The following is a 23,263-nucleotide window of genomic DNA, read 5'->3' as shown; positions in this document are numbered from 1 at the left end:
CCCGCACCCGCGAAGGCCGTGCGATGACGGCCTTCGCGGTATCACCGGCATCCGGACCGGATCAGGGCAGCAGCACCCAGCCCGGCGGCGGCGAGCCGACCGCCCGACTCACGACCCCACTGCTGCGCAATGTCCACAGCATCATGTGCCGGCTGTCGTTCTGGAACAGGACGCTGGCGGACCCGTCACCATCGAAATCGCCAACCAGGATCGCCCGGTACGTACCGCCGGCACTCCCCAGGTTGACGGCCGCTTTCAAGCGCGCACCGTCAAGCAGCCAGTACGCAAGCGAGCTGCCGTTGCGGAGCAACAAGTCATCCCGACCGTCAAGGTCAATATCATCGGCCGCGAATGGTTCGTAGCCGGGATCCATCTGCCCGACCCTGGTCAGGGTCACGCTGTCCCCCAGAGCGGCCAGATACAGGCCACCCGTACCGTCGGCGTAGATCACGTCGGCGGCACCATTGCCGTCGAAGTCGCCGACCTGGACGGGTCGGTACTGCGTTCCGACGTTCGAATACACGATGCCCTGCACCACCGTCGCACCATTCATGACCCAGGTGGCGAGCTGGTTGCCGTTGCGAAGCACCAGATCGGTCTTGCCGTCGCCATTCATGTCGGCAGTGGCAAATACATCCCAGCCAGTGGGGGGCGTGCCAATCTCCGTCGGCGTCACTACACCCGACGTGGACATGAACCACACCCACATGTTCCTGTTGTCGGGATGCTTGTAGACCACCTCGGTCCGGCCATCGTTGTTGAAGTCGCCGGCGTACTCGACCGCATACCCGCCACCAGCCCCGCCCACGATCACCCCCTGACGCACGCTGGCGCCGTTCATCAGCCAGTAGGCCCACAGCGTACCGTTGCGGAGGATCAAATCGGACTTCCCGTCGCCGTCGATGTCGTTGCGCGGTCTGGGAATGGGTGCGTCGCCGACTACCGTGGCGCGGAAGGTAGCGATGATCGGGATCGTGACGGCCAGGCTGCGTGCGTTGTCCGCCGTGTCCGCCACGCCGGTCGGACGCCCCTGGTAGCTGACCGCGGGATTGGCGAAATGACGGATCGGGAACTGGCTGCTGTCCTTCATCCGGTACGCCATCACCGTGTAGAACCCGCTGGCCGAAGCCTCGCGATAGCCGTACGAATAGGCGTGCGCGCCGGCCCCCCCGGCGTCCTCCTGGTTGTGCACCTGCCCCATGTTGTGCCCGAGCTCGTGCGCCAGCGTCTCCTCGCGGCAGAAGTACGTCTTGCTGTCGCCTTCGTCCAGGTCGCTGCCGTCGCTGACCACGGAATAACCGAACGGTGCGTTGCTGCGACTGATGCCGGATAGGCCGCTGCCGATCAGCCAGGCAATGCCGCAGCCATCGTTCTCGGGGGTGCGGAACTGGCGGACCAGAGACACCAGGTCCGCACCATACTGGTCGCGCGCACTGCGCAGCTCGCTGAAGGCCGGATCCACCGGGATCTGTCCGGTGCCCGACTTGTAGCCGGTCATCTTCTCCAGCGCATCCTGGTTGGACGTGGCGTCGGGATAATTGACCAGCACGGTGCGCACCACGCGGATGCGTGCATTGATCCCGCTGTTGGCGTAGGCCGTGTTGGTGATCTCCGCCAGGTTGTACAGACGGGTGACCGCCTGCGAGCTGCCGCCCTTGGCGCTGGCGAATCCGGGGGTGTAGCCCAGCGCCACGTCCACGGTGGTCGCCGTGGTGCTGGTGGTCGCGCCGGACGGGGAGAGCGGCGGCGCTGGCCCGGCGGCATCGGCCGCCGCGGTGGCCAGGGACGGCGGCACCAGGTAGTCGGGCCTGCGCGTGCGCAGGTCGGCGACCTTGGACGGATCGGTCTCGATCAGCCACGACCGCCCTGCCTGGGTCATCAGGCGCAGCGCCTCGCGGCCGGGCTGGCCGATGCTGCCGAACACCGCCTTCTCGCCGAAGGTGATGACCGCGTCGCTGCCCGAGTCGTCGCGCCCCACCCAGGTCCAGTTGCCGTCAGGGTGCTCGACGTGGCGCTGGTAGTGCAAGCGCAACGGCGTGCCGTCGGGCGCGGTGAGGCGCAGCTCGCCGGTGGCGATCGCGCGCAGCGCATGCTCCTCGCTGAGCTGGACGGGATGCAGGGTGTAGGCGCCGTGCCGCTGCACCGGGCGGGCGCGGTCGTAGGCCAGCAGTTCGCCGCGGTCGGGCAGCGTGGCGAAGCCCTGGCCGGTGCGCACCCCCAGCGCGGCGCTGCGGACCGCGGGAATGGCCTGGAGCGTGGCCGGGGTGGCATCGGCATCTCGCGCCTGCAGGCCGCTGCGGCGGCCGTCCCAGTCGCGCGAACAGCCCGCAGCCAGCAGCAGCACGGCGGCGAGCACGAAACGGTTCAACATGGCAAAACCCTATGGATGGTCGAGGCGTAAAGCCAGGGCAGCCGCTTGCCCCGGGAGCAGATGTTGTCGTGAAATCCTCGCGGCCACAATGTCAAGGATCATAAGTCCGTCCGGCCTCGTTTCCTCGAACGCCGTCACACTCGATCGCCGGTCTCCGGCCACTGATCGGCGGCCGGATCACAACGCCCTATTCAGCGACCTGCCGCCCATCACGCCCCACCTGGCGCAGTGCCCCCGCCGGGCCAGCCGCGACGCGCTGAGATCAGCCCGCGCCCGGCACCGGCTCGGGGTGGATGTAGCCGACGTCGCCGGAGGAGTCGTAGTAGGCGATCGCCCCTTCGGCGAAGTTGTGCGTCACCACCGAGCGCCGCGACAGCGACGGATCGCGGCGGACGCTGCCGGCGTGCATCAGGTTCTCGTGCCAGACCAGGATCTGGCCGCGCCGCGCCAGGTACGGCACCGGCTCGATGCCGCTCTCGCGCAGCAGCCCGGCCCAGCGGCCCACCACCTTGGCGCCGAACTCGCTCCAGTCGCCCTCCACCTTGGCGCAGCCGACCTGGTGCATGTACACCCGCGGCAGGCGGTGGCTGCCCGGATACACGACCAGTTCGCCGGAGCCGGGGCGCACGTCCTCCAGCGCGATCCACACCCCGCACATCATCCCGGCCGGGAACGGCGTGAGGTGGATGGTGTCCTGGTGCGCGTCCTGCTGGCTGCCGAACACGTACACCAGCGACTGACACGGCCGCGACGGCGCCTCGAACACCAGCGACAGGAACCGGTGCACCGGCGGATACAGCCAGATGTCGCGGATCGCCGGGAAGTGCACGTGCATCTGCTCCAGGCGGGTGCTGTCGCCGTAGCGGTAGCCCTGGTAGCCCTGCGCGATGGCCTGATCCAGCGCCGCATTGGCGCGTTCCACCATCGGCTCCGGCAGCGGCGCGTCCAGGATCACGAAGCCGTCGCGGACGAAGCGGCGCAGCAGTTCCGCCTCGTTGGCGGTCACCGTGCCGTCGGCCGCCTTGGCCGCGATCCGCGCCTCGGCGTCGGGCGCGTCCACCCAGTGGACCAGGCCGGCCTGCGCCGCCGCGTAATGGGAAGCGTCGCAATCGCCCTGGAACACCAGCGGCACGCCGTGCGCGCGCAACGCCGCGCGCACCTGCCCGGCGACGCCGCCGTCGTTGCAGACCCGGTAGCGCGCACGCGCGGTCCAGCGGCGCCCGCCCTGGGTCAGTTGCAGGCCGAACGTGTGCTCGCCGTCGGCGAGCAGATGGGTGTGGAAGTTGACGTGCACGCGGCCGTCCGACTTCGGCACCGCCGGCGCGGCATGGATCTCGGCGCCGTCCACCGTGACCCGCAGCGTTGCCGGCACCCCCGCCTGCGGCAGCGCGATCAACGCGCGCAGCAGCCCGGAGACACGTTCGTAGCAGGTCCATTCGACCATCAAGTCATTGGAGAAGATTCCCATCGTCCCGTCCTTTCAGGATCAGCTGCAGGGCGCCGCGCCATCCCCGCTCGGTGATGGTGCGGGCGAGCACCTCGCGGCGCGCCCTGCGGGCCTCGGCATCGGTCAGGCTGAGTGCGAGCACGCGGCACAGGTGGCGGATGCGCCGCGCCGCCCGACTCAGCCATGGGCTTTTTTTGCGCAGAACTCCGGGTGCTCGATCGCCCCCTGGGTGTTCATCCAGCGCAGCAAACCAGTGGCGTCGAATGGGTCCGGATACGCTGCCTGCAGGTCGGGGCGCGCGCGGTACAGCCGGCGGTGCCCGAGCGGGATCGGCGTGCCGTCGCTGTAGCGGCCGTAGCGCCAGGCCACCTGCGCCGCCGGCTCGTCGGCGTCGAAGCGCGCCTCGTGCGCGTACCACGCCACCAGCGCCGCCACCGCCGGGTTGCCGGCGCCGTGCTTGTCGGCCATCACCTTGTGCGCGCCGCTGTCGAAGCCGGTGAAGTGGTAGAAGCCGAGCGGCTCGCCGTCCACGGTGAAGCCGGAGGCCAGGTCGCCGGCGACCTGGCGGGTGGTGATGTTCCAGGTGGCGACGTTGAAGCGCGGGTTCTTGAGGATGCCCACGCCGTCGAAGAACGCCGGCGCCAGGTCGATCCAGCGCTGGTCGGTGAACAGGCCGCCGGGGATGTCGGCCACGCAGAAGTGGTAGATGCGGTCGGCCCACCAGCGTGCGAAGCGCTGCCCTTCGGGCGTGGGACGCACGCCGAGGAAGCCGAGGTTGTACACGCCGTGCTTGAGCGCGCTGATCTCGTTGTCTCGCACCGCCTCCAGCGTCGCCTCGGGCCTGGTCAGGTGCGGGGTGAGCACCAGGTTCGAACCGTCGAGCGCGGCCAGCAGGTCGTCCAGGCGCGAGAACAGCACCATGTCCGGGTCGAAGTACAGCACCCGGTCCACTTCCGGGTCGGCCAGCAGCTCGCACAGCACGAACGGCTTGATCGCGGTGGCCAGCTCGACGATGGTGTGGAAGTAGATCCAGCGCCGGCGGTCCGGGATCGGCAGCTCGTCCACGGCGATCACGCGGTCGATCGGCTCGGCGCCGAACTCCACCCCGGCGGCCTTCTCGTCGGCGAGCGCGAGCACGATCTCGAACTCGGGGTGGTAGCGGCGGATCGAGGCGCAGAGCTTGCGCACCTTGGGCAGGTAGTTCACCGCCGCGGAGGTGAAGGCGACTGTCTTTCCCATTTCACTGTCCTGGTGGAGCCGCGGCGGGCAGCACGCGCGCGGCGAAGGCGGCGATCTCGTCGAGCGCGGTCGCCGCATCGATCCGGCTGATGACCAGCCCGCGATTGTAGTGGGCCACGCGTTCGGCCGGGGCGCCGATCGGGAACACCGCCAGCGGCGCCCGCATCGCCATCAGCTCGTCGGTGACGAAGGAGTAGGTCTCGGCGCACACCGACGGCAGCAGGCACACGCCCACCCGCTGCCGTTCGAGCAGGTCGGGCAGCTCGGCGGCGACGTACTCGCCCAGCACCTCGATGCCGTCGGCCACGTCGTGGTGTTCGAGCGTGCCGAACACCACGATGCGCATCGGCAGCCCGCGCTCGCGGATCAACCGCGCCATGTCGCGCAGCACCAGCGCGCCCTTGGCGGCGCTGATGTGGCCGACCACGCCGATCACCAGCGGCGGGCCCGGATGCGGCCGGACCGGGCGCAGCCGGCTCGCGTCCACGGTGTGCGGCTGCACGGTGATCTTCTCGCGCGGCAGCCGCGGGTAGGCCTTGGCCAGGATCTCCGCCGACGCCTGCGAGAATGCGACGATGCGGTCGCAGTCCTGCAGGAACGGCCCCCACGCCGCGCGCCACTGCGGCACGGTCACGCCCGGAGTGAAGCCCATGGTGTTGGCGGTGTTGGCCGGCAGGCAGCGCCGGCACACGTCGGTGTCGGGTACGCCGCAGTAGGCGCCGGTGTGGTCCACCAGGGTCCAGGCCGGACAGGCGGCGTGGTAGTCGTGCAGGTGGAACACCAGTTCGCCGGCGCCGCGCGCACGCTGCACGCGCAGCCAGTCCAGCAGCGCCAGCGGGTCGTCGTAGGACACCAGCTCGTTGACCTGGATGTCCAGGCGCGGCAGGCGCTGCAGCAGCGCCAGCAGGTCCGGCAGGCGCGGCAGCCGGCATTCGAGCGATCGCCCGTCCGCATGCAGGTCGAGCCGGTACTGCAGCTCGTGCAGCACCGGCGCGAGCACCAGCACCGGCCCGGCCGCCGCCAGGCGATCCACCAGCGCGTGGCGGTAGCGGTTGGCGCCCCCGCCCATGCCGTGGTCGATCACCAGGGTCAGCGGCCGCGCGCCCCAGCGCCGCAGCCGCCCCAGCAGGCGCCGTCGCGCCCAGGCGCCATGCAACCGCGCCTGCCCCCGCGCGCGCAGCGCCGCCAGCAACGCCCGCCCCCCTTCGCGCCGCCACTTGCCCAGCGCCCGCCGCAGCGCGCCGCCGGCCGTGGCCGGGTGCGGCAGGCGATGCACCTCGCAATAGCGGACCTCGCCGTTGGCGAGCGTGGCCACCAGCCGGGCCGGCCGCTGCGGATCGAGCGCGTCACGCAGCTTGCCCTGCAGCAGGAATCCGGACGAGACCGCGTGCGGCACCTGCGGATAGGCCCGGCGCAGGTCCTCGCGGGTGCCCCCCGGCACGCAGGTGACCGCCTGCTCGCCGCCGTCGCGCAGCGGCAGGCGCAGCTCGCACTGCACCGCGCGCGCGGCGTCGTCCAGGAACCAGCCCCAGCCGTAGAAGCGGCCCTCGCGCACCACCAGCGAGTCCAGTCCGAAACGATGCGCCACGCTCAGCCCCCGCGCCGCCACAGGCGGCGCACGCGCTGCGCGGTCTTCCACCACCAGGTGGACTCGATCCGCGCCAGGCGCGCCTCGGCCAACTGCGTCCTGGCCTCCATGGCGGCCAGGGCGGCCGACGTCTCCTGGATCCGGACACGCGCCTCCCCGAGCTCGCGGTCGAGCCGCTCCATCTCCGCCAGGCGTTCCAGTGACAAGGCCTCCACCCGCGCCAGCGCGCGCTGGGTCTCGTCCAGCTCGCCGCGCAAGGTCTGCATCGTGGCCAGCCGCTCGAGCGACTGCGCGGTCACCGCGTCCAGCGCCTGGTGCAGCCGTGCCTCGGTGGCCACCGCCTGCGCCGCCAGCGCGCGGCGGCGGACGTCGGCCGCGCGCAGGGTCGCGCCGGCCAGTTCCACCCACGTCCCGTCCTGCGCCAGTTGCGCCTCCAAGCGCACCCGCACGGCGTCCAGCTGTGACCACGCCGGTTCGTCCGCCGCCAGCGCCGCGTACGCCTCCAGCGCCAGCGCATGCCACGGATCGCGCGCGGCGGCCTCCGCCACCGCATGATGGCGCGCGTCGGCACGCACGAAACCGGCGAGTGCGTGCGCGTCCACCGCCAGCGCCAGCCCCAGCCGCGCCGCTGCCTCGCCCAGCGCCCGCGCCGGATCCTCGACCAGGCGCGCGTAGGTGAGCGTCGCGCGCGGCATGCCCGCCGAGCCTTCCGCGGCCTCCAGCACGTGGCGCAGCCACAGCAGGTGCGCCAGCGCCGCCGGCAGCCGGTCGCGCGCCTGCAGCGAGGCCGCGACCTCGTCGGGATGCCGCAGCACGAACAGCGCGCCGGCGCGCACGCCGGCCGCCTCCAGCAACGGCCGCCACAGCGGCAGCAAGCGGCACAGGCGCGGATCCTTGAGCGCCCACGGCGCATGGGGCGCGAGCCCGGCCAGGGTTTCATCGCGGATCCGCGCCCGCGCGGCATCGGCGGCCGGCGAGTGCAGCCAGCCCGGCGGCAGCGCGCGCACGTCGTCCCAGCTGCGGTCCAGCGCGTCGAGCAGATCCTCGTTGGCCGCCACCGCGTCGGCGTGCTCGAAATAGCCCGCCGGGTTGTCGTCCGCGGCCGGCACCAGGCGCTCGCCCAGATGCAGGCCGAGCCGCGCCAGCGCACCCGTCGCCGCCGAGGTGCCGGAGCGGTGCATGCCCAGCACCAGCACCGCATCGAGTCCGCCGGTCGCGGCCGCCATCAGCCGGCCTCCACCTGCGGCTGCACGCCCAGATCGGCAAAGCCGGTGGCCAGCGCCTCCGGATCGCGCAGCACCCGGAACATCGCCACGTCCACGTAGCGCGCCAGGTAGGTTTCGGTCTCGCCCTGCATGCCGACGATCCCGGCGTTGAGGAAATAGGTGCCGGCGTTGAGCCGGTTACGGAAGCGGAAGCGCACCTCCACCCGACTGCCCGAAGCCACGAATTCCAGCGGCCGCGACGCCGGATGGCTGACCGCGCCCGCCAGCTCCACGCCGGTCAGGCTGCGCACCATCATGCCGAAGCGCACCCCGACCGCCGGCGCGTCGAAGCAGGCGCGGTAGGCGAACACGTACTCGTCGCCGGGGCGCAGCACGTTCACGCGCGCGCCCTCCGGGGTTTCGATGCGCGCATCCTCGATGGTGCAGCCGCGCGGCGGATAGACCACGGTGCTCTTCGGCACCAGCCCCTCGTCCCAGTACGGTTCGTCGGACGTGCTGCGCGCCACCGCAGCCACCGTCGCCGGCGCCGAAGCGCCGGCCGCCCCGGCCTCATCGGCCGGCCACCGGCCCGTCTCGCCCCTGATCGCCTGGCGCACTTCCTGCTGCCGTTCCGCCGGCGCGTACAGCAGCTTCTGGTAGCGCGCCACCACGTCCCGCGCGCGGCCGATGCACAGCAGCTCGCCGCGGTCGAGCAGCAGCGCGCGGTCGCAGACCTCGGTCACATGGCCGGCCGAATGCGAGACGAACAGGATCGTGGCGCCGGCGTCGCGCAGGCGGCGGATGCGCGCATGGCACTTGCGCTGGTAGGCCTCGTCGCCGACCGCGAGCGCCTCGTCCACCACCAGCACGTCCGGCTCCACGTGCACCGCGACCGAGAACGCCAGGCGCATGAACATGCCGCTGGAATAGTGCTTGACCGGCTGGTCGATGAACCCGGGGATGTCGGCGAAGGCGACGATGCTGTCGAAGCGCGCCTCCAGCGCCTGCTGGCTCAGCCCGAGCACGCTGCCGTTGAGGAACACGTTCTCGGCGCCGGTCAGTTCCGGGTTGAAGCCCGCGCCCAGCTCCAGCAGCGCGGCGACGCGGCCGGCGACCTCCACCGTGCCCGTGGTCGGCGTGAGCGTGCCGCAGATCAGCTGCAACAGGGTGGACTTGCCGGCGCCGTTGCGGCCGACGATGCCGAGCTGCTCGCCGGCGCGCACCTCGAAGGAGACGTCACGCAGCGCCCAGTACTCCTCGTAGTAGCGGCGCGGCGCCAGCCCCGCCCAGCGCTGCACCCGCGGCAGCACGAACTGGCGCAGGCGGTCGGACGGCCGCGCATAGACCGGGAAGCACTTGCCCAGTCCGCGCACCGCGATGGCCACGCGCTCAGAGGACATCGGCGAACCCCTTGCGCGTCTTCTGGAACCAGGCGAAGCCCAGCCACATCGCCAGCACGCCCACCACCCACGCCAGCGCCAGCTCGCCCGCGCCCGGCACCTCGCCCGCGATCAGCAGCGCGCGCGCCTGTTCGACCACGTGCGCGAGCGGATTGAGCCCGAACCAGGCGCGGTACTCGGGCGGGATCGCCTCGAGCGGATAGAAGATGGGAGTCAGGAACAGCAGCGCGGTGACCAGCAGGCCCACCGTCTGCGCCAGGTCGCGCACGAACACGCCCAGCGAAGCCAGCAGCCAGGCCAGGCCCAGCGTGCCCAGCACCAGCGGCCCGAGCACCAGCGGCAGCAGCCACGCGGTCCACGGCACGCCGCCGAGCACCAGCCACGCCGCCACCAGCCACGCCAGCAGGCTCACCCCGAAGTGGAACAGGGCATTGCCCATCTGCACCACCGGCAGCACCTCGAGCGGGAACACCACCCGCTTGACGTAATTGGCGTTGGCCACCACCAGCGTGGGCGCCCGCACCACCACGTCGGCGAACACGTTGAACACCGCCATGCCGGCGAACAGCACCACCGCGAAGGCGGCCTTGCCTCCCTGCGGCAGCCCGCCCCAGCGTGCGCCGAACACCACGCTGAACACGAACGTGTAGATCAGCAGCATCAGGATCGGCGTGAGTAGGCTCCAGGCCAGGCCCATGAACGAGCCGCGGTAGCGGCCGACGATCTCCTGGCGGACGAGCTGCCGGATCAGGCCGCGGTGGTGGCGCAACGACGCGACGAGATGCGGCAACCCGGCGGGGAACGACGTGGACGCGGTGGTCATCGCACTGCCGGGTCAGCCGCCGAGCGCGGCCGCCAGATCCTCGCGCAGGTCGGCCACATCCTCCACGCCCACGCTCAGGCGCACCAGGTCGTCGCCGATGCCCAGCGCCGCGCGGCGCTCGACGGGCACCGAGGCGTGGGTCATCACCGCCGGATGGTTGATCAGGCTTTCCACGCCGCCGAGCGACTCGGCCAGCGTGAACAGTTCGGTGCGCTCGCACAGCCGTCGCGCCGCCTCGAAGCCGCCCTTGAGCCAGATCGACACCATGCCGCCGAAGCCGTGCATCTGCCTGCACGCCAGCGCATGCTGTGGATGCGCGGCCAGCCCCGGGTACGCCACCTGCTCGACCGCCGGATGCGCCTGCAGCCACTCCGCAAGTGCCTGCGCGTTCTCGCAGTGGGCACGCATGCGCAGGTGCAGGGTCTTCAGGCCGCGCAGGGCGAGGAAGCTGTCGAAGGGGCCCTGGACGCCGCCGACCGCGTTCTGCAGGAAGGCAAGTTTTTCCGCCAGCTCGACGTCGTCACCGACGACGACCATGCCGCCGACGATGTCGGAATGACCATTGAGGTACTTGGTCGCCGAGTGCATGACGATGTGCGCACCGAGTTCCAGCGGGCGTTGCAGGATCGGCGAGGCGAAGGTGTTGTCCACCACCACGAGCAGTCCGCGCCGGCGCGCGATCGCCGCGATCTGCGCGATGTCCACCAACTTCAGCAGCGGGTTGGTCGGCGTTTCGATCCAGACCATGCGCGTGTGCGGCCGGATCGCGGCCTCGAACGCGGCCGGATCGGTCAGGTCCACCCAGCTGAAGTCGAGCCCGGCCGAGCGGCGGCGTACCCGTTCGAACAGCCGGTAGGTGCCGCCGTAGACATCGTCCATGGCGATCACGTGACTGCCCGAATCGAGCAGCTCCAGGATCGTGGACGTCGCCGCCAAGCCCGAGGCGAAGGCGAAGCCGCGCGTGCCGCCCTCCAGCGCCGCCACGCAGCGTTCGTAGGCGAAGCGGGTGGGGTTGTGGCTGCGCGAGTACTCATAGCCCTGGTGCACGCCCGGGCTGGACTGAGCGTAGGTCGAGGTCGCGTAGATCGGCGTCATCACCGCGCCGGTCGCCGGATCGGGCGACTGGCCGGCATGGATGGCGAGGGTGCCGGGACGATGCGCCATGGGGCTCCGTGGGGGCGGGTCAAACCCCGGCATCATACCGAAGCGCCTGCCCCACCCGCCGATGCCGCGACACGCGCAGACTCAGGCCCGGCATCGCGGCCGGATGCGGATCTCGCGCCACGGCCGCTCGAACAGCAGGAACGAGGCCATGGAGACCCCCAGTACGGCCGCGAGCACGAGCCACGGGGCCAGCAGCGGCCAACGCTCCACCCCCGCGGCGCGCAACCCATCGAGCACCGGCATGTGCCACAGATAGGCGCTGAAGCTCACCACCCCCACCAGGCGCATCGGCGCGGACCCGAACGGAGCGCGCAGCCAGCGTGGCCCGTGCAGGATCGCCAGCAGCAGCACCGACCAGACCAGCCCGAAGAACACGAACCACGTGTGATTGACGTCCCCCGCAAAATCCGCCCCTCTGAGCCATGACCACAGCGCCGGCACGGTGACCACGACCGCCGCCGCCGCCAGCAGCCCCGCCACGCCCCAGGCCGCCCAGTGTGCCTTCCCCGCCTGCAACCGGTGATCCAACCGCGCCGCGAACGCACCGCACAGGAACACCACCAGATACGGCCCCAGCCGCACGTCGTTGACCTCCGTCTGCGACGGCGGCCAGCACCAGGTCGCCAGCGCCAACGCCAGCCCGGCGGCCACCCCCTCCGCCCACAGCGGCCAGCGCCGCGCCTGGGTCCAGGCCAGGGCCAGAGCGACCAGGGGCAGCCAGAAGTAGAAAGTGAACTCGACCGGGATGCTCCACAGCACGCTCTGCCCCTCGCGCAGGAGCAGGTGTCGTCCCAGCGCCCCCGTGTCGAGCTGGTAGTGCCAGCCGCTGATGCCCGCCCCGGTCAGCGCCCAGCTCCCGAGCAGGACCACGAGGTACAGCGGCCAGATCCGCAGCACCCGTCGCAGGGCGTAGTCCGCCCACAGGCGGGCATCGGCAAAGCCCGCCGGTGTTCGCTGCAGCAGCGCGCGCGTGAGCAGGAACGCGCTCAGCACGAAGAACAGGTACACCCCGCTCTTGCCCGTCCCGGACAACCCCGGCGCGGGCAGCAGTCCGGCATTGGACAGGTGCGAGGCGAGCACGATCAGCACCGCCAGCCCGCGCAACCCATCGAGCGCATCGAGGTGATCCTGACGGGTGCGGGGGCGGCCGAGGAACAGCGGCCAGAAAGCAGCACGGTGCAAAGGCATGGCAAGGGCGGCCGCAAGGGCTCGGGGCATCACTGGGCATCCGTTGGCGCCGGCCCGTGATGATGACAGCGCGTGACCGGACATGACACCCCGGGCCGCGCCATCCCCGGCCTGGCCCGTCTCCGTCCGCGCAGGTCCTTCGGAAAAAGGAAAGGCCCGCCGAAGCGGGCCTTTCCGATCAAGCACTGACCGAGGGAACCGATCAGTTGGTGCCCGGACGCACCATCACGTGGTTGCTGATCGAGCCGCTGGCCGGATTCACGATCTGGTACAGACCCTGGATCTGGCTGTTGGGGCCGGCAACCGTCACGTTCAGGGTGGCGCGCGGAGAACCGGTGAAGCCGGTCAGCACGGTGTTCAGATCCACCACGATCGTGCCATTGGCCGGCACGGTGCCGGTCAGGTTGGCGCCGTTGGTGGTGATCGTGTTGCCGCTCTCACCCTGCACCGTGATCGTGTACGGACGCGCCGCCGAGCCAGTGTTGGTCAGGACCATGCGGCTCAGCCAGCCGCTCGGGAGCTGCACCAGCGGCGCCTGCAGCTGGGTGCCGTTGCGGACGATGGAGCCGGCCGCCAGCGGACCGGTGCTGACCGCCGAGTACTCGGCGGGGTTGGCGACCACGGCGTTCAGCGTGGCGTTGTAGCTGCCAGCCGGAATCGGCGTCGTGGTGTTCGGCGCCACGCAGAGGTAGACGTCGGCACCGGCCAGATGCGCGGTCGAGCCCACCGTGAACGAAGCGGCAGTCGCCGTCAGCGCGTCGGCCGAACCGCCGGCAACGACCGTGGCGCAGGCCGTGTCGCTGGCCAGGAACGCATTGGCCAGACCGGTCACGAAGCTGAAATCGCCTGCCACGTTGATCGAGGTGGTCGCACCGAAGATATCGGTGAGGTCAATGTCCAGACCGTCCTCGTCAATCTGCACGCCAGGCGCGTTGTCGTAGCGCATCGCAGTCAGGCGGCCGAGGGTGGCACTGACCGGGCCGGCGGAGGTGAACTTGGTGAACGCGCCGGTGTTGGCCTCGACGTCGGCCGTCAGGGTCTGCTGGCCGTTGGTGAAGAAGGTGTAACCCGAGGCGAAGTTGATGTAGGCACCGCTGGTGACGGTGATGCGGCCGTTGCTGCCGCCGGCCTGGGCCTGCGACGGCTGGTCGTACAGCGAGTAGGAGCAGCTCGCCGCCGAGCCGAGGGTGATGGTGCGGTCGCCGTTGATCGTGAAGCGATCGAGCGCGTTGTCACCCACGCCGGCCGCCGTGGCGGTCACGGAGAAGAAGATCACATTGGTGCCCAGGCCGTTGATCGCGCCCAGCGCGACCGTGCCGACACCGCCGCCGCCATCGGTGTAGCTCACCGCCGAACCGGCGTTGAACTTCACGTTCGAGGGGCACTCGATGCGCGCATAGCGCACTTCGCCGTTGGAGAAGGCGTAGTTCACCGGGGTGATGATGTCGAGCGCACTGCCCGCGTTGGTGAAGGTCGTGCCGGAGGCGTCGGCGGTACCGAACGCTTCGGTGGCCACCGTGACCGGAGTGTTGGTCGGGGTCACGCCCAGCGTCACCGCCGCATGCGCGCTGGAGGCGGCGAAGACGAGTGCGCCGGCGATCGCGATCGACAGAGCATTCTTGTTGAGACTCATTCAATTGCTCCTAAGCTTAGGAATGGTGTTTGGAACAGCATTCGTCTGGACACCGCCCACCGCCTGCACGCGCGTGCCGGCGCCGGCACCGGGTTCGGCTCCTTCCCGGGCGGTGGAGTCGTCGTGACCCGCCGAACCCGTTCGAGAACCTCCCCCTTCCTGCGCATGCTCTAGCACTGCGCAGTCCCCAAACGCCCGCCGATGGTAGTACGCGCGTTTTTCAAACGTCAATGGCTCGTTAAGAAGAAATTTCGGGCCGGGCGTTCAGTTTCGGGGCGGCGCAGCATCGAATCGCTACGGGATTCACGCTTCCAGGCGCAGCCCCGGGCAGCGCCCCGGGACTAGGGCTGCCGCCCCTGCGCGGCAGGGGTGGCCGGTGCAGGGGGCGACGACGGGGCAGCGCGCCCATCGGCGGGCTGCGTACGCTCGTCGGCGGGCGGCACCGCGGGGGCCGGGGCCGGGGCCGGCGGGGCGGCCGGTGCGGGCTGCGGGCGCGGGCGGAGCCAGCGCGGGCTGGTTTCGCTCCCGAACCGCTCGCGGATGGCGTCGGTGATCGCCCGGGCCTGGCCCGCGTCCTCGACCACGTAGGGCGTGATCAGCATCAGCATCTCGGTGCGGGTGCCGGACTTGCGCCGGTTCTGGAACAGGCGCCCGACCAGCGGCACGTCGCCGAGCAGCGGCACCTTGGTCTTGCCGTCGCTGCGGCTGGAGGAGATCAGGCCGCCGAGCAGCATGCTCTCGCCGTCGGCCAGGCTCAGGCTGGTGGTCAGGCGGCGGCTGAAGATGCTCGGCGAGGGGATCTCGCTGGTGTCGGTGGTGGTGGCCTCGCTCACTTCCTGGGTGAGCTTGAGGTCCACCCGCTGGCCCGAGTGCACCACCGCCTGGATGTTCAGCAGCACGCCGGTCTTGCGGTACTGGATGGACTGCAGGATCGAAGGCTGGTTGCGCGGCAGGTCGGGCGCGGTGGCCTGCTGGGTGATCACCGGCACCTCGGTGCCGACGTCGATGCTGGCCTGCTCGCCGCTCTTCACCAGCAGGCGCGGGGTGGACAGGATCGTGACCCGGCTGTCGCGCGCGAACAGGTTGACCAGCGCGCTGACCTGTCCCGAGCCGGACAGCGCGCGCCACACCAGGCCGCCGCTGTTGGGCTCGCCGCCGCGCAGGGCGGTCACCGGGCCGGACATGCCGGCGAAGTTGATGTTGCGCAGCGCCCACTCGATGCCGTGCTCGAACTCGTCGGTGAGGGTGACCTCGGCCACGGTCACCTCGATCACCACCTGCCGCGCCGGCTGGTCCAGGCGCGCGAGCACGCCCTGGATCGCGCGCCAGCGCTGGGCGTCGCCCTGGAACACGATCACGTTGCGCACCGGGTCCACGGCGAGCTGCGCGCCCTGGCCGCTGATGACGCTCACGTTACGCGGCGAGGCGCCCTGGGCCTGTGGAGGCGGCGCCGCCATCTCACCACCTGGCGACGGCGCACTACCCGCGCCGCCCCTGCCCACACCTCCCCCCGGCACCGTGCCGCCGATCAGCGCCTCCAGCACCGGCACCAGCGTCTCCACCGTGGTGTGGCGCGCGGCGTAGAGGTATACGCCACCGTCGCCGGCGCTGGCGTCGCTGGGCTGGTCCAGGCGTTCGGCCCATTCGGCGGCCACGCGCAGGGCCTCGTCGGATTCGCTGAACAGAATCAGCGCGTTGGCCGAGGCCACCGGCACGAAGGTCAGCACGCCCGAGGTGCCCGGCCCCAGGCGCACGCTGTAGCCCTGCGCGGCCACCACCTCGCGCAGCTCCTTCGCCAGCACTTCGGCCGGCAGGTACAGCGGGTTGATGCGCAGCGAGCGCTTGTCGCCGAGCGCGGCGCGGTCGAGCGCGTCCACCGCCTCCATCGTCGCCTGCACCGCGTCCGGCGGGCCGCTGATCAGCAGCGCGTTCTGCTCCGGCAGCTCGGTCAGGGTCACGTTCGACTGGGCGCCGAAGATGTTGCGCAGCACGCCGGCGATCTGGCCCGGCACGGCCGCGTCGAGCGGCATGGCGACGAACACCGGGCGCTGGCTGTAGGGCACTTCCGCGGTCGAGCGCGCCACCACCACCTGCGGCATGCCGGCGGTGGTCGGCGGCGGGAAGAAGCGCAGCACGCCGCCGAGCTCGCGCACCTGCACGCCGTAGTTCCTCAGCACCTCCACCGCGATCGCGTACAGGCGCTCGGGCGGGGTCGGCTCGGTCAGGCGCAGGCTGACCAGGTCGGTGCGGTTGCGCACCGCCTGGTCGATCTCGATCGCAAAGCCCAGCTCGGTGCCGAACACGACGTTGATGAAGGTCGGCAGCGGCACGCCGTCGAGCACCAGCGACACCGGCTTCTTGGCCGGGATCGGCGGGATCTCGGCCGCGGCGGCCTGCTGCGGCTGGGCGGTGGCCGGGCGTTCGATCTTCGGCCCCTCTTCGATGCGCGGACGGGTGCGCCCGCCGGCGCCCTGGTCCTGGGTCAGCACCTCGGCCTGCGGCGCCTCCTGCTTGGGCGCGCGCAGCGGCTCGGGAAAGCGCGGCGGCCTGGTCGCGCAGCCGGCCAGGATGCCGGCGAGCAGCGCCGCGACGAAGGCCGTCGTCGGCCGGGCCACCGGCGGCCGCGCCGACGGACGCGGCGCGACGGGGTGGCGGTGGGGCGGGACGGTGACGTTCATGGGACTGCGCTTTCCACTCGACATTTGAAGAAGGAAGGTGGCCGGCTCAGCGGCCGTCGGCCTCGCCGACCGGGATGGGCTGCGGCGGATCGGCGAACAGCTCGCGCCGGAAGCGGCGGCCCTCGCCGTCCACCCATTCCACCCGGAAGCCCTTGATCGCGGTGACCCGGCCGCCGTCGGCCAGCTTGCCGCCGACGCGCACACGCTGCTCACCGACGCCGGGCTGGACGAACAGGGCCTCGACACCGCCGCGCACGCGGATCACCCCCACCGGCACCGGCGGCGGGGGGGGCGGCGGCTCGGTGCTGCCGGCGGGCGGGGGCGGCGCGCCCCAGGGCGTGTGCACCTGCCAGGCGGCCTCGGCGGCGGCCAGGTCCGCAGTGGGCGGCTTGGGCAGGCGCCAGGCGTCCGCGACCGGCCGGGCGGCTTGGGGCGCCGGCGGACGGGCGCCGAAGCCGAGGTAGGCCAACGCACCCGTGAGCAGCGCGCCGGCGATCACCAGCAGGGGGCGCAGCAGCGGCTTCATGGCGTCGCCCCTCCGGGCACGGCCGGGGGGGGCGGAGCAGCGCCGCCCTGGCTACCGGCGGCCGCTTCGGCGGCTTCGGCAGCCTGCGCCTCGGCCTCGGTCGCCTTGCGGTAGTAGGCGCGCACCACCAGCCCCAGCCGCGTGGGCATGGCCTCGGTGATCTCCAGGCGTTCGGCCTGCACCCACGGCAGGGCCTCGGCGAGGGCGCGCAGGAAGCCCTGGAGCGATTCCGGGCCGGCCGGCACGTTCGCGTCCAGCCGCGCCAGCACCTGCCACAGGTCGGGGTGCCCGGGCACGTCCACGGTGTCTTCCACCCGCACGCGCGGCTCCTGCAGGCCGGCCTGGGTCGCCTGCTCGGTGAGCCAGGCCTGCACTTCCGCCTGGGCCAGGCCGGGGCTGCGCGCGGCCGGCACCGACTTGCGCACGGCCGCCAGCAGCCCTTCCGCGGCGCGCGCCCGGGTCGGCCAGGCGCGTTCGCGGCTCACCGCCTCGAGCCGGGCCAGCAGCTCGGCGTCGCGCGCGTACTCGCGCGCCAGCGCCTGCCGGCGGTCGGAGAGGCCGAGCACGGCATGCAGGCCCAGGATCAGCACGACCACCAGCGTGGCCAGCCGCAGCCGCCGGTTCTGTCGCCATTCCTGGCGCACCCGCTCCCATTGCGCCCGCATCACTGGCGCGGCTCCGGCGCCGGGCCGCCCGGCAGGGTGAAGTCCAGCCGCATCACGCCGGCCTCGGCGGGCGTGGCGACCACGTCGGCCAGCCGGGGGTGTTTGTCGAAGGCGGCGACGAAATGGCGCGGGTCGGCATCGGGCGAGCGCACCGACACCTGCAGGCGCACGCCTTCGCGATGCCAGGCGGCGAACCGGGAATCCTTGGGCAGGCGCGCGGCGATCTCGGCCATCAGGGCGTAGTCGTTCACGCCGCGCTGGAAGCTGCTGAACTCCTCCAGCGCCTGGCGCGCGGCCTCGGCGCGCTCACGCGCGTCGAGCAGCGGCGTGGCGCGGGCGCGGAGGGCCTCGATCCGGGCCTGCAGGTCGCGGTGCGCCGCGGCCCAGGTCGCCTGCGCCGCGAGCTGCCAGCCCAGGGCGAGCGCCAGCACCGCCAGGCCGCCCGTCCACGCCAGCCGCTCCACGGCCGCCGGGGAACCGAGCAGGCCACGACGCAGGTCGGCCCAAGGCGTCTCCACCCAGGGCTCGGTGACCGGCTCGGGCACCGCGTGCAGCTCTTCGGTGCCCAGGCCGCAGGCGCGCAGGAAGCGGCGCCAGTCCTCCAGGTCGGGCAACTGCGGCCACCACTGGCTGCACACCAGTTGCCGCTCGCGCCACAACTGCCCCTCGAACCCGCGCAGCAGGCGCAGCAGGCGCGGGCCGTCGGCGGCCGGCGGCGCGCGCAACAGGGTTTCCGGGATCCAGCGCGTCTCCTCGCCGCCCGCCGCCGGCTGCGGCTGCGGCCAGTACCAGACGTGCGCGACCGGGCCGGTCCAGGCGATGCAGGCCGCGGCCCCGGCCACCGGTTCGTGGCGGGCGGCGGCGATGCGCGCCGCGGCCGGACGCTGCCGCGCCGGCAACGCGGCGAAGTCCAGGCGGCGGTAATGGCACTCGGCCCGCGGCACCACCCATTCGAGCGCGCCCAGCGGCCCGCCGCGCTGCAGCGTGGCGGGGTCAGGGCCGATCAGACGCCGCGTCGGCGAAAAGATCGCTGCCAGGGTCTTGCGCAGGTGCATGCAGGGCGGGACGGGGAACCGGATAGGCGGCGAGCACGGACCAGGGCGCCGCCTGGTCCGCGAAGGGCGTCAATCGTACATGGATGCGCCAGGCACTGCCCGTCCGGCCCCACAACGTCAGGCGCAGATGCTCGGAGGCGAGATAGCGGTAGTCGACGCCGTCGTCGCCGGGCAGGCGGATGCCGAGCAGGTTCTGCAACTCGAAACTGGAGGTGAACGGACGCTGCCGGCGCCGCTCCACCAGCGCGGTGCAGTTCTCCGGGCACCCGGGGATCCAGATCGGCAGCAGCGCCTCGGGCATGGTGTTGAGGTTGACCGCAGTGCCGTGGAAGGTGCTGACCAGGTCCGGCAGCGCCTGCCGGCGCGCGGCCGGCAACTGCTCCCAGCCGAGCACGCGCAGGGCCTCGCCGGGCAGCAGCAGGCGGCGGTTGGGCGGCGGCGGGCGTTTCTCGAGCTCGTACTCGCGCGCCTCGGCGCCGTTGAGGCGGCGCAGGGTGTCCAGGTCGATGTAGTCCAGCAACGCATCGCGCAGGCGCGGCACCTGCTCGCGCTCCACGCCCTGCGCCAGCAGGAATGCATCCAGCGCCTCCGGCGTGGGCCAGACCAGCGGGAACAGCCCGGCCTCGTCCTGCAGCGCGAACACCGCATGGCCCAGGCCGGCGTAGGGCTGGCCGTCGAGCCGCAGCTCGCCGCCGACCGGGTCGTGCTTGAACGCGCCGAACTCGTCCAGCAGGCGGATCGCGCGTTCGTCGTCGGCGAGTGCGCGCGTGGGCAGGCCGGCGAGGGTGAGGTCGCGGGTGGCGGCCAGGTACAGCACGGTGTCGCGCGTGCCGTGCATGGCCAGGACGTCCTCGGTGCGCTCGCGCGCGACGGTGGCCTCGCGCACTTCCTGCAGCGCCCACAGCGTCATCAGCCCGACCGCCACCGCGATCGCGGCCAGCAGCCACAGCGTCACCGCCAGCACGAAGCCGGACTGACGCCCGCGCCGGCCGCCGGGCGCCCGCCCGGGACACAGCCGCCGCCGGGATGACGGCATGTTCGGGCCTTCCCTAGAGGCCACTGGGCGCCTCCGGCTTGAGCATCTCCGGCAGTTTGCCCTCGCTCGCGATCGGCACCAGCCACAGCAGTTCGCCGCCGGCGGCGGTGGTGGCCCGCAGCCGCACCATGCGCGGCAGCAGCGGCGGCGCGAGCGCGGGCGGCGTCCACTCGGGCGCCCATTCGCGCTGCCACTGGCCTTGCGCGTCGAGATAGTCGAACGCGGCCTCGCGCAGCGGGCCGGGGAGCACCACCAGGTCCGGCCAGGTGGCATCGGCGTAGTGCAGCGCGAACCCGCCCGACTCCCTGCGCAAGGTCCAGCGCACCCGCTGCAGGCTGCCGCCGCCGAGCGGCGCGGCGCTCACCAGCTCCAGTGATTCGGCGCCGCCGCGCATCGGCCCGAGCGCATCCGGCAGGTCCGCCACCGCACCCGCGACGCTGTCGCGGAACCAGGCCTCCTGCAGCGCGGCGCGCCGGGTCTCGCCGGCGTAGTGCAGCAGGCGTTCGCGCAGGCGCAGCGACTGGCCCAGCGCCTGCATCAGCAAGGTCACCAGCAGCGAGACGATCACCAGGGTGACGATCGCCTCGAGCAGGGTGAATCCGGCGGCGGTGCGGGGCGCGCGCATGGCTACACCCGGGGCGGCTGGCGGACCTGGCGGTAGCCGGCGCGGCGCAGCGTGGCTTCGCGCTCGAGCCGGCCCGCGCGCCACAGCTGCAGGGTCACGCGGTACAGGCCGACCTTGTACAGGCCCGGGTGCAGGTAGCCCGAGGCACCGTCGCGCGGCGGCTCCACCGGCTCGGCCTGCCAGCGCAGCACGAACGCGCCCAGTGGTTGTTCGCCCTGCGGCGTCTCCATCGGATTGACCCGTTCCATCCAGGCCAGGGCGTTGCGCAGGGCCGCGTCCACCTCGCGCGCGCGCTCGGCGCGGGCCGCCATCTGCAGCGACTGCGACATCGCCGCGAACAGCGCCAGCCCCGCCGCGGCCAGGATCGCCAGGGCGACGATCGCCTCGAGCAGCGAGAACCCGGCGATGCGCTTACGGTGCATCGCCCACCCCGCAATCCGGCGGCGACAACGCCCAGACCTCGGCCACACCGCGCCCGCTCACACGCAGCCGCGCCGCATGGCACACGCCGCTGGCTTCCACCCGCAGCGGCTGCAACGGACTCACGCTCCAGCCCTCGGGCAGGGCCAGCAGCTCCGCCAGGCGCGCGGCGCCGCCCTGCACCGGGACCTCGATCGCCGCGCCGGCATCGCGCGCCAGCAGCGGCAGGCGCTGCAGCTGGCGCACGACCTCGGCACGCTCGCCGCTGCCGGCGATGGCCTCGTAGGTGCGCTGCAGGCGGGGCGCGACCACGGCCGCGGCCATCGCGATCAAGGCGAGGACGATCAGCAGCTCGAGCAGGGTGAAGCCGGCCGCCCGCCGGATCGCCGGGCGCGCGTCACTGCGCGGGCAGGAAGCCGATGTCGGCATCGTTGCCCTCGCCCCCGGGCTTGCCGTCCGCGCCCAGCGAATACAGCGCGAAGGGCATGCCGTCACGGCCGGGGATGGCGTACTGGTAGGGGTTGCCCCAGGGATCGGCGGGCACCGCCTCGTCCAGGTACGGCCCGCGCCAGCGCGCGCTGGTGCGCGGGTCGGCCGGCGGCTTGGTCAGCACCTCCAGGCCCTCCTCCACGGTCGGCAGGCGGCCGACCTCGAGGCGGAAGGTCTCCACCGCGCCGCGCAGCATGCGCACCTGGGTCTCGGCCACCTGCACCTTGGAGGCGTCCACGCGGCTGAACAGGCGCGGGCCGACCAGGCTCGCGATCAGGCCGATGATGACCAGCACCACCAGCATCTCGAGCAGGGTGAAGCCGGCCGGCGGGCGGGGGGCGCGGTGGGTCGCGGATGCGGGCATGCGGGCTCCGGGAGTCGGCGTCACAGGGGCACGTCGTTGACGCTGGTGATCGCCAGGATGATGGCGGTGACGATCACGCCGATCACCGCGCCGATGACGATGATCGCCAGCGGTTCGATCAATTGTAGCGCACGCTTCATGCGGTCCCGGCCGGTGGTTTCGTACAGGCGCGCGAGCGCGGCCAGCAGCTTGGGCAGCTCGCCGCTGGCCTCGCCCACCGCGACCAGGTCGTAGCCGGTGGGGTTGAGCGCGCGGTGCTCGCGCAGGGCCGCCGAGAGGGTCGAACCGCCCTTCACCGCCTTGGCCACCTGCGCCAGGCGGTTGCGCAGGAACGCCAGCCGCACCGAGCCGGCGGCCAGCCCGAGGGCCCGGATCAGCTCCACCCGCCCGGCCAGCAGCGCCGAGAGCGTGCTCGACCAGCGCCCCACCTCGGCCTCCACCAGCCAGTCGCCCAGCACCGGCAGTGCCGCGGCGCGCTCGGCGAACAGGTCGCGCACGCCCGGCTGCCGCCACAGCGTGCGCAGGGCGACGACCGCCGCCAGCAGCGCCAGCCCGACCCACCAGGCGTGTTCGCTCAGCCACACGCCAGTGCCGATGGTCCAGCGCGAAAGCGCGGGCATGCGGTCGCCGTGCTGGGTCAGCAGGCCGCCGAAGCGCGGCACCACCCACAGGAAGATGATCGCCACCGCGGCGATGCCCGAACCCACCAGCACCGTCGGATAGACCAGCGCCGAGCGCAGCTCCGCGGACACGCGCTGGTCGTACTCGAACTGCTCCACGCCGCTGCGCAGGGATTCGGCCAGCCGCCCGGTGGCCTCGCCGGCGTGCACCAGCTGGTGCACGTATTCGGGTACCGGCAACTGCGACTGCCGCAGCGCGGCGCTGAAGCTCTCGCCGCGCCGCACCGCGCGTTCCATGTCCGCGAACGCCGCGGTCAGCTGCGGATGGTGGCTGGACTTGGCCAGCGACGACAGCGCGATCACCAGCGCCACGCCGGATTCGAGCAGGGTGGTGAACTCCTGCAGCACCAGCTGCAGCTCGCGCGTGGAGGCGCGGCGGCGGCGGCGCGAGGACAGCAGGCCGGGCTTCTGCTCGCGCAGGGCGAACACGGTGAGCCCCTGCCCCGCCAGCAGCCGCGCGGCCTCGCGCTCGCCCGGCGCGTCGAGGCTGCCGGAGACCTTGTTGCCGGAGGGGTCTATCGCCTCGTAGCGGAACAGCATCGCCTTATCTCTTGAGTTTCTGAGAGGGTAGGCGTCGAGAGCCGACGTGGGCGACCGATTGCGCCTGGGTCTTGCGACCGTGACTGAGCATGGTCCCCACGTCGGATTCTCCCCATCACGCCCGAAC

General features: G+C 72.2%; 21 protein-coding genes. All 21 read right to left on the bottom strand.

The genetic code is table 11. The annotated features are described in order from the left end of the window. Positions 1-61: 61 nt before the first annotated feature. Entirely contained in the window at positions 62-2,371 is a 2,310-nt protein-coding gene (locus FPV26_RS08315; protein WP_147653421.1) for a reprolysin-like metallopeptidase, read from the bottom strand. A 262-nt stretch (positions 2,372-2,633) separates the two neighbouring features. Beyond that, complete coding sequence (locus tag FPV26_RS08310; protein WP_181952601.1) at positions 2,634-3,815, bottom strand: phytanoyl-CoA dioxygenase family protein; 1,182 nt, start codon at positions 3,813-3,815, stop codon at positions 2,634-2,636. A 4-nt stretch (positions 3,816-3,819) separates the two neighbouring features. After that, positions 3,820-3,960, bottom strand: a complete 141-nt coding sequence (locus tag FPV26_RS12645; protein ID WP_181952600.1) for a hypothetical protein — start codon at positions 3,958-3,960, stop codon at positions 3,820-3,822. A 35-nt stretch (positions 3,961-3,995) separates the two neighbouring features. Further along, positions 3,996-5,057 (bottom strand): glycosyltransferase family protein, encoded by a 1,062-nt coding sequence (locus FPV26_RS08305; RefSeq protein ID WP_147653419.1) that lies wholly within the window; start codon positions 5,055-5,057, stop codon positions 3,996-3,998. Position 5,058: 1 nt separating this feature from the next. Beyond that, a complete protein-coding gene (locus FPV26_RS08300; protein WP_147653418.1) occupies positions 5,059-6,645 on the bottom strand; it encodes a glycosyltransferase family 4 protein in 1,587 nt (528 codons plus the stop codon). A 2-nt stretch (positions 6,646-6,647) separates the two neighbouring features. Further along, complete coding sequence (locus tag FPV26_RS12925) at positions 6,648-7,871, bottom strand: hypothetical protein (RefSeq protein WP_147653417.1); 1,224 nt, start codon at positions 7,869-7,871, stop codon at positions 6,648-6,650. Further along, positions 7,871-9,250 (bottom strand): ABC transporter ATP-binding protein, encoded by a 1,380-nt coding sequence (locus FPV26_RS08290; protein WP_147653416.1) that lies wholly within the window; start codon positions 9,248-9,250, stop codon positions 7,871-7,873. The genes FPV26_RS12925 and FPV26_RS08290 overlap by 1 nt, the downstream gene beginning before the upstream one ends. Continuing rightward, complete coding sequence (locus FPV26_RS08285; RefSeq protein WP_147653415.1) at positions 9,240-10,073, bottom strand: ABC transporter permease; 834 nt, start codon at positions 10,071-10,073, stop codon at positions 9,240-9,242. Before FPV26_RS08285 ends, FPV26_RS08290 begins: the two co-directional genes overlap by 11 nt. Positions 10,074-10,085: 12 nt before the next feature. Then, entirely contained in the window at positions 10,086-11,237 is a 1,152-nt protein-coding gene (locus FPV26_RS08280) for a cystathionine gamma-synthase (protein ID WP_246109244.1), read from the bottom strand. An 81-nt stretch (positions 11,238-11,318) separates the two neighbouring features. After that, positions 11,319-12,425: an acyltransferase family protein gene (locus tag FPV26_RS08275; protein ID WP_181952599.1), complete on the bottom strand. Its 1,107-nt coding sequence runs from the start codon at positions 12,423-12,425 to the stop codon at positions 11,319-11,321. Between the two features lie 202 nt (positions 12,426-12,627). Next, positions 12,628-14,058, bottom strand: coding sequence for a hypothetical protein (locus FPV26_RS08270; RefSeq protein ID WP_147653412.1), 1,431 nt, complete (start codon positions 14,056-14,058; stop codon positions 12,628-12,630). A gap of 341 nt (positions 14,059-14,399) precedes the next feature. Then, positions 14,400-16,736: a secretin N-terminal domain-containing protein gene (locus FPV26_RS08265; RefSeq protein WP_147653411.1), complete on the bottom strand. Its 2,337-nt coding sequence runs from the start codon at positions 16,734-16,736 to the stop codon at positions 14,400-14,402. Between the two features lie 46 nt (positions 16,737-16,782). After that, a complete protein-coding gene (locus FPV26_RS08260) occupies positions 16,783-17,262 on the bottom strand; it encodes a hypothetical protein (RefSeq protein ID WP_147653410.1) in 480 nt (159 codons plus the stop codon). After that, positions 17,259-17,927, bottom strand: coding sequence for a hypothetical protein (locus tag FPV26_RS08255; protein WP_147653409.1), 669 nt, complete (start codon positions 17,925-17,927; stop codon positions 17,259-17,261). Before FPV26_RS08255 ends, FPV26_RS08260 begins: the two co-directional genes overlap by 4 nt. After that, a complete protein-coding gene (locus FPV26_RS08250; protein WP_147653408.1) occupies positions 17,927-18,982 on the bottom strand; it encodes a hypothetical protein in 1,056 nt (351 codons plus the stop codon). The genes FPV26_RS08255 and FPV26_RS08250 overlap by 1 nt, the downstream gene beginning before the upstream one ends. Further along, positions 18,921-20,018, bottom strand: coding sequence for a type II secretion system minor pseudopilin (locus FPV26_RS08245; protein ID WP_181952598.1), 1,098 nt, complete (start codon positions 20,016-20,018; stop codon positions 18,921-18,923). The genes FPV26_RS08250 and FPV26_RS08245 overlap by 62 nt, the downstream gene beginning before the upstream one ends. Before the next feature lie 13 nt (positions 20,019-20,031). After that, a complete protein-coding gene (locus tag FPV26_RS08240; RefSeq protein ID WP_147653406.1) occupies positions 20,032-20,643 on the bottom strand; it encodes a PulJ/GspJ family protein in 612 nt (203 codons plus the stop codon). Between the two features lie 2 nt (positions 20,644-20,645). After that, a complete protein-coding gene (locus FPV26_RS08235; protein WP_147653405.1) occupies positions 20,646-21,065 on the bottom strand; it encodes a prepilin-type N-terminal cleavage/methylation domain-containing protein in 420 nt (139 codons plus the stop codon). After that, a complete protein-coding gene (locus tag FPV26_RS08230; protein ID WP_147653404.1) occupies positions 21,055-21,492 on the bottom strand; it encodes a prepilin-type N-terminal cleavage/methylation domain-containing protein in 438 nt (145 codons plus the stop codon). Before FPV26_RS08230 ends, FPV26_RS08235 begins: the two co-directional genes overlap by 11 nt. Next, the gene (gspG, locus tag FPV26_RS08225) at positions 21,461-21,916 is read right to left on the bottom strand and encodes a type II secretion system major pseudopilin GspG (protein WP_147653403.1); all 456 of its coding nucleotides are present in this window, start codon (positions 21,914-21,916) and stop codon (positions 21,461-21,463) included. The genes FPV26_RS08230 and gspG overlap by 32 nt, the downstream gene beginning before the upstream one ends. 20 nt (positions 21,917-21,936) lie before the next feature. After that, on the bottom strand, positions 21,937-23,136 hold the full coding sequence (locus FPV26_RS08220; protein WP_147653402.1) for a type II secretion system F family protein: 1,200 nt from the start codon (positions 23,134-23,136) through the stop codon (positions 21,937-21,939). Positions 23,137-23,263 lie beyond the last annotated feature (127 nt).

This window comes from Vulcaniibacterium gelatinicum, assembly GCF_008033445.1.
Classification (GTDB): Bacteria; Pseudomonadota; Gammaproteobacteria; order Xanthomonadales; family Xanthomonadaceae; genus Vulcaniibacterium_B; species Vulcaniibacterium_B gelatinicum.
This window is presented reverse-complemented; position numbering and strand designations above follow the sequence as displayed.